This is a genomic window from Paracoccus litorisediminis (assembly GCF_009711205.1).
GTDB lineage: Bacteria > Pseudomonadota > Alphaproteobacteria > Rhodobacterales > Rhodobacteraceae > Paracoccus > Paracoccus litorisediminis.
In genome coordinates this window covers 107605-125048 of sequence record NZ_WMIG01000002.1, presented here as the reverse complement: position 1 = coordinate 125048, position 17444 = coordinate 107605, and the positions used below count along the sequence as shown (strand labels likewise).

Here is a 17444-nt window from a genome sequence, read left to right as displayed (position 1 = left end):
GCCAGCATCTGACGGGGCAATGATGAGCAGGTTTGGCTGGAACTGGCTGGGCATCGTGCCCTTTCTTGCCTTTGCGGGACTGTTTCTGGTCCTGCCGACGATGAACATCGTCATAGGCGCGTTTCAAAATCCCGAGGGGCATTTCACGCTGGCCAATCTGGCCGGGCTGGCCTCGCCCCGGATCGTCGACAGCTTTGCCATCTCGATCAAGGTCTCGCTGGCCTCGGCGCTTCTTGGGTGCCTGATTGGCTTTGCGATGGCCGCGGCAGTGGTGATGGGCGGCGTGCCCGACTGGATCAAGGCACCGCTGATGACCTTTTCCGGCGTGGCCTCGAACTTTGCCGGTGTGCCGCTGGCCTTCGCCTTTATCGCGACGCTGGGTCGGGTCGGGCTGGTGACGATGCTGCTGAAACAATGGTTCGGCATCAATATCTACGCGATGGGCTTCAACCTGCTCAGCTTCTGGGGCCTGACGCTGACCTATCTGTTCTTCCAGATCCCGCTGATGATCCTGATCATCACCCCCGCGCTGGAGGGGCTGAAACGCGAATGGCGCGAGGCCGCCGAGGTGCTGGGCGCCAGCAGCGGGCAATATTGGCGCATGGTGGCGCTGCCGATCCTGTTCCCCTCGCTTCTGGGGACATTCGCGCTGCTATTCGCCAACAGCTTCGGCGCGGTGGCGACGGCCTATGCGCTGACCGGATCGTCGCTGTCGATCGTGCCGATCATGCTGTTCGCGCAGATCCGGGGCGACGTGCTGCAGGACCCACATCTGGGCTATGCCATGGCCTTTGGCATGATCGTGGTCACCGGGCTCGCGAACCTTGCCTATGTCATCATGCGCTCGCGCGCCGAGAGGTGGATGCGATGAAACGCATATGGTCCTGGGGGGCGATTGTCTTTGGCGGGCTGTATTTCCTGCTGCCGCTGATCGGGACGGTCGAATTCTCGCTGCGGATGCGGCGCGGGGAATATTCGCTGGACGCCTATCGCTCGGTGCTGGCCGATCCGCAGTTTCGTGCGACCTTCAGCTACTCGGTGGTCATGGCGCTGCTGACCATCGTGCTGGGTGTGTTGATCGTGGTGCCGACCGCCTATTGGGTGCGCCTGCGCCTGCCGCGCCTGCGCCCGGTGATTGAGTTCATCACCCTGCTGCCGCTGGTCATTCCGGCCATCGTCGTCGTCTTCGGCTATATCCGGCTTTACAACACCTCGTCGATCCTGCCGCTGACCGGAACGGCTTCGGGGACGAACCTGCTGCTGCTTTGCGGTTACGCCACGCTGGCGCTGCCCTACATGTACCGCGCCGTCGATACCGGCCTGTCGACGCTGGACGTTCGCAGCCTGACCGAGGCCGCGCAATCGCTAGGCGCGGGCTGGACCCGGATCATCGGCAGCCTGATCCTGCCCAATGTGTTGGGCGCGGTGATGTCGGGGGCGTTCCTGTCATTCGCCATCGTCATCGGCGAATTCACCATGGCGGCGCTGCTGAACCGCCCGGCCTTTGGCCCCTACATGCAGCTGCTGGGCGCGAACCGCGCCTATGAGCCCGCGGCGCTGGCCGTCATCGCCTTTGCCGCCACATGGGGCTGCATGGGTGTCATGCAACTGATCTCCCGCTTGGCGGGCGTGAGAAAGACCGCGAAATGAGCTTTCTGAACCTCGATCACCTGCAGAAATCCTTTGGCTCGACCAAGGTCGTCCATGACTTCAACCTGAATGTCGAGAAGGGCGAGTTCGTGTCCTTCCTTGGCCCCTCGGGCTGTGGCAAGACCACGGTGCTGCGCATGGTCGCGGGTTTTGAGGAACCCAGCGTTGGCCGCATCCTGATCGACGGGCAGGACGTGACCCGGCTGCGCCCGAATCAGCGCCAGATCGGCATGGTGTTTCAGGCCTATGCGCTGTTCCCGAACCTGACCGTCGCCGACAATGTGGGCTTTGGCCTGAAGGTCGCGGGCGTGCCGCGCGCCGAACGTGCGGGCCGCGTGACCGAGATGCTGGAGCTGATTGGCCTGCCCGAGATGGGCGCGCGCTTTCCGTGGCAGCTGTCGGGCGGTCAGCAGCAGCGCGTAGCCTTGGCGCGCGCGCTGGCTCCGCGCCCGCGCGTGTTGTTGCTGGACGAGCCCTTGTCGGCTCTGGACGCCAAGATCCGCGTCAGCTTGCGCAACCAGATCCGAGAGATCCAGCAGCAGCTGGGCATTACCACGATCTTCGTGACCCATGACCAAGAGGAGGCCCTGTCGATCTCGGACCGGATCGTGGTCATGCACAAGGGCATTGCCGATCAGACCGGCACGCCGCGCCAGATCTACAACCAGCCCGCCACTGATTTCGTTGCGGGTTTCGTCGGCACGCTGAACCGTTTCGATGCCGAGGTTCTGGATGCCCCTACCGGTCGCCTGCGTGTCGCGGGCACCGAATTTGCGCTGGGCCGCGCCGTGCCCTCGGCCGTCAGCCTTGCTGCCCGGCCCGAAGGGCTGTCCCTGGCCGATGACGGTATCCCGGCCGAGGTCACCGGGGTCGAGTTCCTGGGCTCGGTCCAGCGGTTGCGCATGCGGGTCGCCGGACGCGAGATCGTGCTGGACCGCTTCAATGCGCCATCCGCAGCGCTGCCCGAACCGGGCGAGGCCGTCCATATCTCGACCCAGGGGTCAAGCTGGCTGGTTCTGCCTCACGGGGCCTGACGCCTGCGCAAGCGGATCGCGGCGGCGGCATGTCCGGGCAGGATGGTGAAGCCCTTGGCGTAGCGCGCGGCCAACCGCTTCGGGTTGGACAGCATCCGCCACGCCCATTCCATCTTGGCCTGCCGCACCCATCCCGGCGCACGGCGCTGATGTCCCGACAGAAAATCCAGACCCGCCCCGATCGAGGCGAAGCCGACATTCCCCAGCGCATCGCGGGCGCGAATGGCGAACAGTTCCTGCCGGGGGGCGCCAAGGGCCAGAAAGCACAGCCGCGCGCCTGACTGCCGGATGCTTTCGATGATGTCATCGGCCTCGGCCCCGGCTGGGTCAAAGGGGAAACCGGGGGCATGGGTCAGCGCCACGGCCAGGCCGGGAACGCGCGCGCGCATCGCAGCCGAGGCCAGCGCCAGAGACTCATTGCTGCTGCCGATCAGTGCCACGGGCAGGCCCTGCCGCGCCGCGACCCCGGCCAGCGGCAGCACCAGATCCGAACCGGGCGCAAGGCTGACCGGTCGCCCGGCCAGCCGCGACAGCCAGACGATGGGATTGCCGTCGGCGCAGACCAGATCATGTTGGGCGTAAGCGTGGCGAAAGCCCGCATCCTCGGCCAGTCGCTGCAGGTGATCGACATTCAGCGTGGCCAAGGCGAATCCGCGCCCTTCGGTCAGGTTTTGTCCGACCTGCGTCAGCAGGCTTGCCGCATCGCGGCAATTGATCTGGACCTTGCGGTCGTCGGGGAAGGTGAATTCCATGCCTTTTCCTGCACCGCGAACTGATGGCCTTGCCCAATCCATCCACAGCCCGCCGTTTCAGACAAGCGCCGCCTTTGCACCCGCAGAAGGATTCTGCCGAAAAAGGCAGGCCTGTTAGCGGTGATAGCATTTGGTGGATCGCGCAGGATTCGATATTCAGAATACGCGCAGCAGTTGTTTATTGTTTCTCGCTCACGCGGCGACCTGTCATTGAATGAGGGATGTTGATGGCCTTCGACCAGACTGGGGTGTCAGAGACGGATATCGCCATCGTCGGCATGGCCGCGCAATTGCCCGGCGCCGCGAACGTGGCCGAATACTGGGACAATCTGTGCCGGGGCGTCGAATCGATCCGCCCGGTTTCCCAGCCCGACCTGATCGCGCGGGGGGAAAGCCGTGCGCGGCTCTCGGACCCGAACTATGTGCCCTCGGCCGCGATTCTTGGGCAATTCGACGAATTCGACGCCGAGTTCTTTGGGCTGTCGCCCAAAGAGGCGGCGATCATGGACCCGCAGCACCGCAAGTTCCTTGAGACCTGCTGGCACGCGCTCGAAGATGCCGCCCATGTGCCCGAGCGTTTCCGCCGTCCCATCGGCATCTGGGCCGGCTGCGGCATGGGCAGCTACTTCTACTGGAACGTGTGTTCGAACCGCGATCTGGTCGATGGCGTCGGGCATTTCCTGCTGCGTCATACCGGCAATGACAAGGATTTCCTGTCGACCCGTGTCAGCCATGTCTTTGACCTGACCGGGCCGTCGATCAACATACAGACGGCCTGTTCGACTTCGCTTGTGGCGATCCACATGGCCTGCCAGTCGCTGCATTCGGGCGAATGCGACATGGCGCTGGCGGGTGGTGTCACCATCGAGATGCCGCATGGTCTGGGCTATCTCTACAAGGAAAACGAGATCCTGTCGCCCGACGGCCATTGCCATGCCTTCGACCACCGCGCGCAGGGCACGGTCTTTGGCAGCGGCGCGGCTGTCGTGGTGCTGCGGCGGCTGAAGGATGCGATTGACGACGGCGACCATATCTGGGCGGTGATCAAGGGCTCGGCCATCAACAATGACGGCGCGGCCAAGGCTGGCTATCTGGCCCCCAGCGTCGAGGGGCAGGCGCAGGCCGTGGCCGAGGCGCTGGTCATGTCGGGCGTCAGCTCGGACAGCATCGGCTATGTCGAATGCCACGGCACCGGCACGGCTTTGGGCGACCCGATCGAGGTCGCGGCGCTCAATCAGGCCTATGCGCGGGTCTCGGACGGGACACGGCAGGGACCGTGCCACATCGGCTCGGTCAAGACCAACATCGGCCATCTGGACACAGCGGCGGGATCGGCCGGGCTGATCAAATCGGCGCTGACGGTGCATCACGGCCGGATTCCGGCCAGTCTGGGTTATGAGGCCCCGAACCCGGCCATCGATTTCGAGGGCGGGCCGTTCCGGGTCAATGACCGTCTGGGCGATTGGCCGGTGCCGGGACCGCGTCGGGCAGGGGTGAACTCTCTGGGCGTGGGCGGCACCAATGCCCATGCCATTCTGGAGCAACCGCCGGAGCTGCCCGCATCCGAGGAATCCGACTGGCCCTTCCAGATCATCGCGGTGTCGGGCCGCAGCAAGGCGGCACTGGACGCCAACAGCGCGGCGTTGGCCGCGTGGCTGCGTGCCAATCCGAGCGTCGACATGGCCGATCTGTCCTTTACCCTGACCGATGGTCGCCGCCAATTCGACCGCCGCCGGGTGCTGGTCGCCCATGACCCGGTCGAGGCGGCAGAGATGCTGGAAAACCCCGATCCGCGGCTGGTCTTTGACCATCAGCCGGTGGCCGAAGGGGCGGGCGCGGTCTTCATGCTGCCGGGCGGCGGCGCGCAATATGCGGGCATGGCGCGCGGGCTTTACCAGACCGAGCCGGTCTTCCGCGAATGGATGGACCGGGGCCTCGATCATATGTCGGAGGCGCATGGGACGGATCTGCGCGCCTTGTGGTTGCCCGAACCGGGCACTGAGCCCGAAGCGGATAAGCGGCTGCTGCAACCCTCGCTGCAATTGCCGTTGTTGATGATCACCGAATATGCGCTGGCGCAGCTGTGGATCGATTGGGGCGTGAAGCCCTCTGCGCTGATCGGGCATTCGATGGGGGAAAACACCGCCGCCTGCATCGCGGGCGTGATGTCCTTTGAGGATTGCATCGGTCTGGTCCGCCTGCGCGGGTTGCTGATGGACCGGGTCCCGGCGGGCGGCATGCTGAGTGTGCCGCTGGAGCCGCAGGATTTCGCCGCGGAAATGTCGGGGCTGGGGCTGGATCTGGCCGCCGTGAACGGACCGGCAATGTCGGTGGTGTCAGGGCCGGATGCGGCCTTGGACGCCTTTGCCGCGAAAATGTCCGCACGTGAGATCGAATGCCAGCGCATCGCCATTTCCATCGCCGCCCATTCGCGGCTGCTGGACGGCGTTCTGTCCGAGTTCCGAGACTATCTGGCCTCGATCCCGCTGCATGCACCGCAGATCCCGATCATCTCGAACCAGACCGGGCAGCCGCTGACGGTTCAGCAGGCGACCAGTCCCGATTACTGGGTCCAGCATCTGCGCGGCACTGTGCGCTTTGCCGATGGCATCGGCTGGCTGGCGCAGGACCCCGCCCGGATCTATCTGGAGGTCGGACCGGGTCGCGCCATGCAAGCCATGGCCAAGGCGCATCCCGCGGTCAGCGCGGGTCAGGTCATCACCACCCTGCGCCACCGCGATCAGGCGACCGGCGATGACAGCTATTTCATGGCTGCCCTGGCTCGGGTCTGGGCCTGTGGCGGGTTCATCGACTGGGACCAGATCCGGGGCGGCGCGCGTCGTCTACGGCTGTCGCTGCCCGGCTACGCCTTCCAGCGCAAACGCTATTTCATCGAACGCGCAGCCGCTCCGGCGGACAGCCGCCCCGAACTGGCCCGGATCGAGGCCCCCGCCGAATGGGGCTGGCGACCGGCATGGAAACTGGCGGCCCCTGCCGTCGAGATCGGCCCCGAAGGCCCGGTCATCGCTGGCACGCAGGATTGGCTGATCTTTGTCGATGATCTGGGCATTGGTGAGCGGCTGGCAGGCCTGCTGCGCGGTCTTGGCCAGCGCGTCGCCACCGTCCAGATCGCCGATACCTTTGCCGACAAGGGCGAGGGGCGCTTTACCCTTCCGGTCGAATCCGACCGCGAAGGCTATGAGATGCTGCTCTCTGCGCTTGCCGCGCAGGAGCGGGTGCCGCAGCGCATCCTGCATCTGTGGTCGCTGACCCAAGGGGCGCAGTTCCGGCCCGGCTCCAGCCTGCTCAACAGCCAGCTTGAGCGCGGTTATTTCGGCTTGCTGCATCTGGCGCAGGCCATTGGCGCGGAATTGCCCGATGCCCGGCTGGACCTGATCGCCATTTGCAACGACGCGCTGTCCATCGCGCAGGAACCGGCGACCAGCCCGGAAAAGGCGACTGCCGCCGGACCGATCCGGGTCATGCCGCATGAGATGCCGGGCGTCTCGGCCCGGTTGGTCGATATTCGTCTGCCCGAGAAGCGCGGCACTGACGCAGCGGCCCTCATGCTGCTTGAGGAAGCGCTGGCCCCCTCGGGTGCGGCGCTGGCCGCATGGCGGGACGGGCGTCGGTTCGAGCAGGGATTGGAACGGGTCGCCTTGGCCGAGGACGGCATGGCGGGCATTCCGCCCGCTGCCGTCTGCCTGATCACCGGCGGTTTTGGCGGGATTGGCCAGACCATCGCCCGCGAATTGGCGGCGCGTGGCGGCGCAAGGCTGGCCTTGGTGACGCGGGGCAGGTTGGATGCCGCCCCGATCCTTGCCGCGCTGCATCAGCTTGAGGCAGCGGGGGCCGAGGTCATCGCCATCCGCGCCGATGTCACCAGCCCCGAGGATATGGCCCGCGCCGTTGCGGAAACCCGCGCGCGCTTTGGCACTTTGGACGTGGTGCTGCATGCGGCGGGGATCGTCCGCGACAGCCTGATCGCCGCGAAAAGCGATGATGACAGCTGGGACGTTCTGGCACCGAAGCTGCTGGGCACGCAGGCGCTGATGCAGGCGCTGGCTGCTGATCCGGTGGGGATGACGGTGCTGTTTTCCTCGACCTCGTCGGTGATCGCTCCGGCGGGGCAGGCCGATTACGTGGCGGCGAATGAATATCTGAACGCGGTCGCCCGTTCCGCGCCCAAAGCCTTGGGTCGGGTGGTCGCGGTCAATTGGGGCGTCTGGGCCGATGCCGGCATGGCGGCCCGTGCATTGGGGCTGGAAAGCGCGCTGACCAGTGGCGCGACCCTGCAGCGCCCGCTGCTGGATCAGGCGATGCCGCTGCCGCGCGGGCGCGAATTCCGCACCACGCTTTCCGCCGAACGCTGGATCATCGACGGACATCGTACGGCCTCGGGTCAGGCGCTGATGCCCGGCACCGGCTGGATCGAGATGATCGCCGAGGCCGCACAGGAAGCCGGGCTGCAATTCCCCTTCGTCATCCGCGAGTTGGAATTCCTGCGTCCGGTGCTGGTCGATGGCGCGACCCTGGTGACAACCCGTGTCGAACCCGAGGGCGATGCCCTGCGCATCCGCATCCTTGACGATCCGCAGGGCGAGGCGAACGTCACCGCTTTGGTCGAGACCCTGACGGAATCCACGCCCGCGCCGCTGGTCGTGGCCGGGCGATGGGATATGGACGGGCAGGGGCAGGCTTTGGCCTCGGCGCAGGAAAGGCAGCTGGCTTTCGGGCCGCGCTGGCAGGTGCTGCGGCGCTATCGCCTGAAAGGCGACGAAGGCATGGCCGAACTGGCGCTGGCCCCGGAATTCGTCTCGGATGCCGGGCAGGGCTGGCTGGCCCATCCGGCGCTGCTGGACATTGCGACGGGCTGGGCCATGGCGCTGATCCGGGGCTGGTCGCCGGACCACCTGTGGGTGCCGATGGGCTATCGCGCGATCCGGATCTACGGAGTGCTGCCCGCGCAGGTCACCAGCCATGTTCGTAATGCCGGTGACAATAGCGATGCACAGGGCATGGCCCAGTTCGACATCACCCTTGCCGGACCGGACGGGGTCGTCTGCGCCGAGATCCGCGGCTTCTCTCTGCGCAAGCTGGAAAACGCCATCGCGACGCGGCCCGCCGGGCGCGCCGCACCCGCGCGCAACCTGTCGCCGGCCGAGCGGCGCTTGCAGCACAATATCTCGCAGGGCATTCCCGCCGCGATCGGTCCGGCGATGCTGTCACGGGCGATCTCGACCGGGCTGCCACAGGTCTTTGTGTCCTCGCTGGACTTGCCCGCGCTGGTGGCCGAGGCCGGGCTGGCCGAGACGGCTGCCCCGTCCGAAGGCGGCTTCGAACGCCCGGATCTGGACAGCGACTTCATCGCCCCCGCGCCCGGCACTCAGGCCGAACTGGCCGCGATCTGGTCCGAGCTGCTGGGCATCGCACAGGTCGGCGCGGCGGACAGCTTCTTTGATCTGGGTGGTCATTCGCTGATCGCGGTCCGGATGTTCGGACAGGTGCGCAAAGCCTTTGGCGTCGACCTGCCGATCTCGACCCTGTTCGAGGCCCCGACGATCGCCGCGCTGGCCGCGCTGATCGAGGAACGCACCGGCCCGCGCGAGATCGTGGCGGATAACGTGCGCGCCATGCCGACCAACACCCGCACCAAGCGCCGCTTTGTCGTCGATATGGGCGGGCGCGGTGCAGGCACGCCCTTCTTCATGGTCGCGGGCATGTTCGGCAATGTCATGAACCTGCGCCAGCTGGCGCAGCGTCTGGGCGTGGACCGCCGCTTCTATGGATTGCAGGCACGCGGCCTGCTGGGCGACGACAAGCCGCATGAAACCTTTGCTGATGCCGCCCGCGATTATATCGCCGAGCTGCGTGAGGTGCAGCCCGAAGGACCCTACCTGATCGGCGGCTTCTCGGGCGGCGGGCTGACCGCCTATGAGATGGCGCGGCAATTGCGCGCGGCCGGTGAGGAAGTGGCAATGCTGGTCATGCTGGACACGCCCTTGCCGCTGCGCGAGGCCGTCAGCCGCAAGGACCGGCTGATGATCCGCTGGCGCGAGCTGGCCGAAGGCGGGCCGGGCTTTGCCGCGAAATGGCTGCGCGATCGCGTCGCCTATGAGTTCATCCGCCGCAGCAAGGCCCGCGCGGTCGAGGCCGAGGCCAGCACCGACAGCGGCGACACGTTCCACGACCTTGCCATTGAGGCCGCCTTCCTCAACGCGCTGCCGGGGATGGAGCTGTCGGTTTGGGACGGGCCGGTGGCGATGCTGCGTCCGCCGCTGGACCTGCGCTGGAAAGTGACGGGCGGGCGCTGGATCAATTCAGGCCGCGACTATGTCGTTGCCGATAATGGCTGGAGCGATTGGATGCCGAAACTGCAGGTGATCGAAGTGCCGGGGGACCACGATTCCATGGTGTTGGAACCGAATGTGCGGCGCATGACCTCGATCCTGCGCGAGATCCTGCGTGAAGCGGATGTCGACGCCTCCGCGCAGGTGCAGGCGGCCGAGTGATGCTGGACAAGGAACCGTCGGTCCATGTCGTGGTGCTGAACTGGCGCACGGCAGACATGTCGCTGGGTGCAGCCGAGGCCGCGCTGGTCGCAATGGCCGGCATCGATGGCGGCATCACCATCGTCGATAACGATTCCGGCGACGGATCGTTCGAACATATGCAGGCCGAGGCGCGGGCGCGCGGCTGGCTGGACGGGGGCCGCGTCGCAGTGGTGCAGTCCGGCTGGAACGGTGGCTATGGCGCGGGCAACAATTACGGCATCCGCCAGAACCTGCCGGATGGGCGGCGGGCCGATCTGGTCTATCTGCTGAACTCGGACGCGATCCCCGCGCCCGACGCGATCCGGGCGCTGATGGAGCATCTGGCCCGGAACCCTCAGGCCGGGATCGCCTGTTCGCGCCTGTCCGGCCCGGACGGAGAGCCGCATCACACCGCCTTCCGCTTCCCCTCGGCTGCCGGTGAGTTCGAGGCCGCCAGCCGCAGCGGCCCGGTCACGCGCCTGCTCAAGGGCAAGGTCATCGCCATGCCGCAACCCGCGACAACCTGCCGCGTCGACTGGTCGGCGGGGGCCTCCATGATGATCCGCATGGATGTGCTGGACGGGGTCGGCATGTTTGACGAGGGGTTTTTTCTGTATTTCGAGGAAACCGATCTGTGCCGCCGCGCGGCTCAGGCCGGTTGGCAAACCCATTACGTCGTCGAAAGCGCGGTCGAGCATATCGGCTCGGCCAGCACCGGGATGAAGGAATGGCGGCGCATTCCCGATTACTGGTACGATTCCCGCCGCCGCTATTTCGAAAAGCATCACGGCCGGGCAGGGGCGCTGGCCGCCACCGCCGCCACTTTGGGCGGCGAGGCGATATGGCGGCTGCGCTGCCTGATCCAGCGGCAGCAGACCGGCGTGCCTCCGGGTCATCTGATGACGCTGGCCCGCCACGCCTTGCGCCGCCAACCGATGCCGATTCATGTTGAAAAGGGAAGGCCATGACGCAGTTCTCCGCGATCCTTGTCGGCAATGAGCTTTTGTTGCGCCACGCGGCCGAAACGCTGCTGGGGCGTGGCCACCGGATCGTCGCGGTGGTGACGCGCAATCCCGACCTGCGCGCTTGGGCGCAGGGGGCGGGATTGCCGGTCGAGGATCAGGACGCCCCGCTTGTCGCCGATGCGCCACCGGCGGATTGGCTGTTCAGCGTCGCGAACCTGTCCCTGCTTTCGCCTGCGATGCTGGCGCGCGGCAAGTTTGGGGCGATCAATTTCCATGACGGGCCATTGCCGAAACTGGCCGGGCTGAATGCTCCGGTCTGGGCGATCATCGGGCAAGAGGCGCAGCATGGCGTCACCTGGCACATGATCGAAGGCAAGGTGGATCAGGGCGATATCCTGGCGCAGCGCCTGTTCGACTTGCGCCCCGACGATACCGCGCTGACGCTGAATGCGCGCTGCTTTGCGCGCGCCGCCGAAAGCTTTCCCGATGTCGTGACGCAGCTGGAGGGGGCGGGGCCGCAGCGGGTGCCACAGGATCTGTCCCAGCGTAGCTATGTCGGCAAGACGAAACGCCCCGAGGCTGGCGGCGTTCTGGATTTCACCCGCCCCGCCGCCGAGATCGGCGCGCTGGTGCGCGGGCTGGATCATGGCGGGTATTGGAACCCGCTATCCGAGCCCAAGGTGATGCTGGATGGGCGGTTGCTTGCGGTTGCCGGGCTGGACGGGATTGTGCCCGGCGGCGGCGTGCCGGGGACGGTTCTGGCCCATGACGGGCAGGTGGCGGTGATTGCGGCGGCGGATGCGCTGGTCCGCTTGAAATTCGCGGGCGAGCTGCCCGCGCTGGGCGCCGTCATCGCGCCGCTGTCTCAGGTTGACCGCACGAGCCTGACTGCGCTTGCAACTGACGCCGCGCCCCATGACGAATGGTGGCGCAAGCGGTTGGTGGCGATGAACCCGGCGGTGATGCCGGGCGAAGCCTCGGGGCAGCAGGTACGGATTGACCTGAAGCCGGGGGCGGGGTCGTCACGGGTCGCCTTGGCTGCCCTGCTGCTGTCGCGGCTGGCGGCTCAGTCCCGGCTGGATCTGGCGCTGCGCCCGGCAGATCTGCCGACCTCACCGCTGGTCGCGGGTTGGGTGCCGTTGGCGGTCGAGACCGAGGGCGGGATGACCTTGGCCGAGCTTGCCGGGCAGGTCGATGCACGGATCGCCGAGGCCGCCGGGCATCGCTTCTTTCTTGACGACCTGACCCGCCGTGCCCCCGAACTGCGCGAGGCCGCGCGGCCGGAACTCGCGATCAATCTGCGCGACGCGCAGCCCATCCCCCATGCTGCGTTGACTGTCGCTCTGACTGATACGGGCGCGGCCCTGTTCCATGACTCAGTCCGGGTCAGCGCGGCTCAGGCGCAGCGACTGGCGCGCGCGCTGGATGCGGCGGAACGACCGGATGCGACACACCTGCGCGATGTTTCCCTGCTGGACGCGCAGGAATTGCGCGATCTGCTGGTCGGTCGCAACGATACGCTGGTGGATGCGCGGCTGGCCCCTATCCATGACCTGATCGCGGAAATGGCCTCGGCGGACCCGGATGCGGTGGCGCTGGCCTTTGAGGATCGGGTGCTGACGCGCGGTCAACTGGACCGTGCGGCGAATGCGCTGGCGGCAAGGCTGGTGCAGATGGGCGTCGGGCCGGACCAGCCGGTGGGGTTGTTCGCCCGGCGCTCGCCGGAACTGGTCATCGGCGCGCTGGCGATCTGGAAAGCGGGTGGCGCCTATGTGCCCTTGGACCCGGATTACCCGACCGAGCGGATCGCGCTTTACCTTGAGGATAGCGGCGCGCCGGTGGTGCTGGTGCAGTCGGGGATGGCGGATCGCCTGCCCACGCATGGGGCGCAGGTGGTGACGATCCCCAGCGACCTGCCGCATGGCATGGTCGCTCCGCCGGTGACGGCGGTCGGCCCGGAAAATCTGGCCTATCTGATCTATACCTCGGGTTCGACCGGGCGGCCCAAGGGGGTCATGGTCGAGCATCGCAACGTGGCGAATTTCTTTGCCGGGATGGACGCCATGATCCCGCATCGGCAGGGGGATGCGTGGTTGGCGGTGACCAGCCTGTCCTTTGACATCTCGGTGCTGGAGATCTTCTGGTCCCTAGCGCGGGGCCTGCGACTGGTGATCGCGGGCGAGGAATCGCGGCTGGCGGTCTCGGGCAGCGCACCGGCAGCAGCGCGCCGCGATGTGACCGGTGGGATGGAATTCAGCCTGTTCTATTGGGGCAATGACGACGGGCAGGGGCCGCGCAAATACCAGCTGCTGCTGGATGGCGCGCGCTTTGCCGATCAGAATGGCTTTGTCGCGCTGTGGACGCCGGAGCGGCATTTCCATGCCTTTGGCGGACCCTATCCGAACCCATCGGTTTCGGGCGCGGCTGTGGCGGCGGTCACCAAGAACATTGCCGTGCGCGCGGGCAGTTGCGTGCTGCCGCTGCATCATCCCGCCCGAGTGGCCGAAGAATGGGCGGTCATCGACAACCTGACTGCGGGCCGGGCGGGACTGGCCATCGCCTCGGGCTGGCAGCCGGATGATTTCGTGCTGCAACCGGAAAACGCGCCGCCGAACAACAAGACCGCGATGATCGCGGGCATCGACCAGTTGCGCCGGCTGTGGCGCGGCGAGGCGGTCGAATTCCCGCGCGCGGGCGGCGGCACATTCGGCGTGGTGACCCAGCCGCGCCCGGTGCAGCCGGAACTGCCGCTGTGGATGACGGTGGCCGGAAACCCCGAGACATGGATCGAGGCCGGGCGGTTGGGTATGAACGTCCTGACCCATCTTCTGGGCCAAAGCATCGACACCGTCGCGGCGCGGATCAAGGATTACCACGCGGCCTTGCGGGCGGCGGGGCATGATCCGGCGGATTTCACCGTCACCCTCATGCTGCATACCTGTCTGGCCGAAGACCGGGAAACCGCGCGCGAGATCTCGCGCGAGCCGATGAAGAATTACCTGCGCAGCGCGGCGGCCCTGGTCAAGCAATATGCCTGGGATTTCCCGGCCTTCCGCAAACCCGAGGGCATGACCAATCCCATGGCCATCGACCTTGGCAGCCTGTCCGAAGAAGAACTGGACGGCATCCTCGAATTCGCCTTTTTGCGGTATTTCGAGGATTCGGGGCTGTTCGGCTCGGTCGAGGACGGGATTGCGCGGATCGAGCATCTGAAGACCATCGGCGTCGGCGAGGTCGCCTGCCTGATCGATTACGGCATCGCGCCGGATCAGGTCACCGGCTTCTTCCCGCTGCTGGCGCAGTTGAAAACGCAGGTGAACCCGCAAGCCGATGAACCCGAGGCCGGGGATTTCTCGATTGCGGCGCAGATCCGGCGCTGGAAGGTGACGCATCTGCAATGCACGCCCAGCATGGCGCGGATTCTGGTCTCGGACCCGGCGGTGGCGGGGGCAATGGCAGGGCTGAAATGCGTGATGGTCGGTGGCGAGGCGCTGCCTCCGGCGCTGCTGGCCGATCTGCGCAAGGAAAGCCGGGCACGTATCCTGAACATGTATGGCCCGACCGAGACGACGATCTGGTCGACCGTCGCTGATGTGACCGATGCGGCCGAGGTCACGCTGGGCCGCCCCATCGCCAATACCCAGCTTTATGTGCTGGACGGCGAGGGCGCGCCGGTGGTTCCGGGCGCGCCGGGCGAGCTGTGGATCGGCGGGCACGGGGTTACGCGCGGCTATTGGCAGCGCGAGGACCTGACGGCAGCGGCCTTCCGTCCCGATCCCTTTGTGCCTGCGGATCGCGCCTCGGCTTGGGGGGCGCGGATGTATCGGACGGGTGATCTGGTGCGCTGGCGCGAGGATGGCGGTCTGGATTACATCGGCCGGGCCGATCACCAGATCAAGCTGCGCGGTTTCCGCATCGAACTGGGCGAAATCGAGGCGGCCCTGGCCGGTCAACCCGGCGTGCGCGAGGCGGTGGCACTGGTGCGCGAGGACCAGCCCGGCGACAAGCGGCTGGTCGCCTATATCACCGGCGCGACGGACCTGTCCGAGAAGCAGTTGCGAGAGGCGCTGGTCAGTGCCTTGCCGGCGCATATGGTGCCGGGCCGCATTCTGCGGCTGGACCGGATGCCTCTGACCCCGAACCGCAAGATCGACCGCAAGCAATTGCCGCGCCCGGAAGCGGTCGCGGCGGTGGCAGCGGCCGCGCCGGTCATCGAGACCGCCGCGCCCGCCTCGGTCGCTTCGCCGACCGAGGATCTGGAACGGGCGGTGCATGGGCTGTGGTCCGAGGTTCTGGGGGTGGCGCAGATCGGGCCTCGGGACAATTTCTTCGCCTTGGGCGGGCATTCGTTGCTGGCGATCCAGTTGCATCGGACGATGCGCGACCGGCTGGGGCTGAGCAGGTTGGGGGTCACGGATATCTTCCGCTTCCCGGTCATGGCCGATTTCCTGCGCCATCTGGCGGGGCTGACCCCGGTGGCGTCGGTGGTGGCCCCGGCCGAGGCGCCCGTTGCGGCACCGCCGGTCACGGTCCCGGCCGAGGCCGGGCTGGCCAGTGCTGCCGAGGATGCCATGGCGCGGCGCCGGGCCCTGCGGGCGCAGTTGCGCGGCGGCGGATGAACCAGACCGCTCCGGTGCGGGAGCTGCTAAGACGCTTGCTGCCCGCCGATTTTGGTTGCGCGGTGCTGCATGTCTCACAGGCCGCGCCGCCGCTGATGCCTGGCGAGGAAGTAGCGGTGGCACGCGCGATCCCGAAGCGGCGGCACGAATTTGCGCTGGGACGGTTAGCCCTGCGGATGGCGCTGGCCGAGGCTGGGCATGACCTGCCGCCGGATCGGCCCATTCCCAGCCGCGCCGACCGTCGCCCAGACCTGCCCGATGGGATCAGGGCAAGCCTGTCGCATGGCGGCGCGTTCTGCGTCGCGGTGGCCTCGCCCGTCGGCGGACCGTGGGTCGGGGTCGATATCGAATCCGCGACCCGCAGCGCGCCCGAGGGGCTGGCCGAAAGCGTCGCCCCCTATCGCATGACGGACGATGCGCCGCTGCTGGCCTTTTGCGTGAAAGAGGCGATGTTCAAGGCGCAGTTCCCGCTGACCGGGCGGATGCTGGATTTCAGCGACGTGCCTGCGGTGATCCGCGGCGGGCGGGCGCGGGCTTGCCTTGGCGCGCGGTTGATTGCGGCGCGCTGGGGGGCGGCCATGGATCACTATCTGGCGGTCAGCCTGTGGCGTGGGTGAACAGCGCCAGCAACGCACCCGCCGAATCCGCGATGTCATGTCTTTGCCGGACCCGTTGCAAGGCGGATTGCCCCATTTGCGTCAGGGTGGCGTGATCGCAGGCGGCAATGTCGAGCATGGCGCCGGCAAGGGCCTCGGCATCTCCGGCGGGGACCAGCCAGCCTTCCTGACCGGGGCGGATCAGTTCGGGAATGCCGGCGATATAGGTCGACAGGACCGGACGGGCGCGCAGCATCGCCTCCATGATGACGACGGGCAGCCCCTCGGCAAAGCTGGGCGTGACCAGCGCATGGGCGTTGTCCAGCGCGGCGCGGACACCGGCCTGATCCTGCCAGCCCAGCAGCTCGACCGCATCGCCAATGCCCTCGGTGGCGATGATGGCTTCGATCTGCGGGCGCAACTCGCCATCCCCGACAAGCGCCAGCCGGATTGCGGGATTTTGGCGTTGTGCCAGAACAAAGGCGCGGATGAGCAGGCCAAAGCCCTTCTGTTCGGCAAAGCGGCCGATGGCCACCAGCCGCAGCGGTCCAGACGGTAGCGGGGCTGTGTCCTGCAGGGTGCAATCCAACCCGCAATGCACGACCTGGATCTTATGTAGATCCTCGGGCGCCGCCCAGCGGGAGAGTTGGGCGCGGCCGAAGCTGCTGACGGTGACGCAGAACTCCGACAATGCCAGCTTGCCCGCCAGGTCAAGCGCCTCGGGGCGGTCGAACTCCTCGGGGCCGTGGATGGTGAAGCTGAACCGAAGACCGCCCAACAATCGGGCATAGCTGGCGACGCGGGTCGAATTGGTACCGAAATGTGCGTGAAGATGCGTCAGACCCAGTTCGCGGGCGCGGGCGGCGATGCGTGCGCCTTCGGCCAGATAGATCAGCTGGCGCGCGAAGCTGGATTCGCCGGCTGTGGCCCGGCGGCGCGCCAGCCCGACAGCGGCGCTCATCTGCGACGGGCTTGCCCCGGCCTGACGAGCGACAGACTGTAAAAGACCCCCGCCGCCGCTTTCAAGAATACGCTCGGTGCGGGCGTGCTCGGCCAGATCCTCGGGATCGGTCAGCGCCTGCGGGTCGCCGCGCATGGCAAAGCGGTGGATCTGCGCACCAAGGGATTCGAGGGCCGCGATCTCTCGTCTGATGAAGCTGTGGGACGGGCGCGGATAGGTGTTGACGACATATCCGATTCGTAGAGTCATGGAATCCTGAAACCACCTGAACGAGATTTGCGGTAATACGCTACCAAGATCGGCCAGATTGCGCTTAATTGATGACACAAATAGG

General features: G+C 66.8%; 9 protein-coding genes. 7 read left to right on the top strand and 2 right to left on the bottom strand.

Going from position 1 to position 17444, the window contains the following annotated elements; all coding sequences use genetic code 11:
- The first annotated feature begins 22 nt into the window (after positions 1-22).
- From GL300_RS05935 to GL300_RS05925, 3 genes are read left to right on the top strand one after another with little or no spacing between them, the layout of a single operon-like run.
- A complete protein-coding gene (locus GL300_RS05935; RefSeq protein WP_155038678.1) occupies positions 23-871 on the top strand; it encodes an ABC transporter permease in 849 nt (282 codons plus the stop codon).
- The gene (locus GL300_RS05930) at positions 868-1650 is read left to right on the top strand and encodes an ABC transporter permease (protein WP_155038677.1); all 783 of its coding nucleotides are present in this window, start codon (positions 868-870) and stop codon (positions 1648-1650) included. The genes GL300_RS05935 and GL300_RS05930 overlap by 4 nt, the downstream gene beginning before the upstream one ends.
- Positions 1647-2684: an ABC transporter ATP-binding protein gene (locus GL300_RS05925; RefSeq protein ID WP_155038676.1), complete on the top strand. Its 1038-nt coding sequence runs from the start codon at positions 1647-1649 to the stop codon at positions 2682-2684. The genes GL300_RS05930 and GL300_RS05925 overlap by 4 nt, the downstream gene beginning before the upstream one ends.
- On the opposite strand, the gene GL300_RS05920 is transcribed toward GL300_RS05925, so the two are convergent.
- Complete coding sequence (locus GL300_RS05920; protein ID WP_155038675.1) at positions 2672-3436, bottom strand: WecB/TagA/CpsF family glycosyltransferase; 765 nt, start codon at positions 3434-3436, stop codon at positions 2672-2674. The genes GL300_RS05925 and GL300_RS05920 overlap by 13 nt on opposite strands.
- 227 nt (positions 3437-3663) lie before the next feature.
- Between GL300_RS05920 and GL300_RS05915 the strand changes: the two genes are divergently transcribed.
- The 4 genes from GL300_RS05915 to GL300_RS05900 are packed head-to-tail and all read left to right on the top strand — an operon-like array spanning position 3664 to position 16170.
- Entirely contained in the window at positions 3664-9948 is a 6285-nt protein-coding gene (locus GL300_RS05915) for a type I polyketide synthase (protein ID WP_155038674.1), read from the top strand.
- Positions 9948-10937, top strand: coding sequence for a glycosyltransferase (locus tag GL300_RS05910; RefSeq protein ID WP_155038673.1), 990 nt, complete (start codon positions 9948-9950; stop codon positions 10935-10937). The genes GL300_RS05915 and GL300_RS05910 overlap by 1 nt, the downstream gene beginning before the upstream one ends.
- Positions 10934-15553, top strand: a complete 4620-nt coding sequence (locus GL300_RS05905; protein ID WP_155038672.1) for a MupA/Atu3671 family FMN-dependent luciferase-like monooxygenase — start codon at positions 10934-10936, stop codon at positions 15551-15553. The genes GL300_RS05910 and GL300_RS05905 overlap by 4 nt, the downstream gene beginning before the upstream one ends.
- Entirely contained in the window at positions 15550-16170 is a 621-nt protein-coding gene (locus GL300_RS05900) for a 4'-phosphopantetheinyl transferase family protein (protein ID WP_155038671.1), read from the top strand. The genes GL300_RS05905 and GL300_RS05900 overlap by 4 nt, the downstream gene beginning before the upstream one ends.
- On the opposite strand, the gene GL300_RS05895 is transcribed toward GL300_RS05900, so the two are convergent.
- The gene (locus GL300_RS05895) at positions 16151-17359 is read right to left on the bottom strand and encodes a glycosyltransferase family 4 protein (protein WP_155038670.1); all 1209 of its coding nucleotides are present in this window, start codon (positions 17357-17359) and stop codon (positions 16151-16153) included. The two genes, GL300_RS05900 and GL300_RS05895, sit on opposite strands and share 20 nt — an antisense overlap.
- Between the last annotated feature and the right edge of the window lie 85 nt (positions 17360-17444).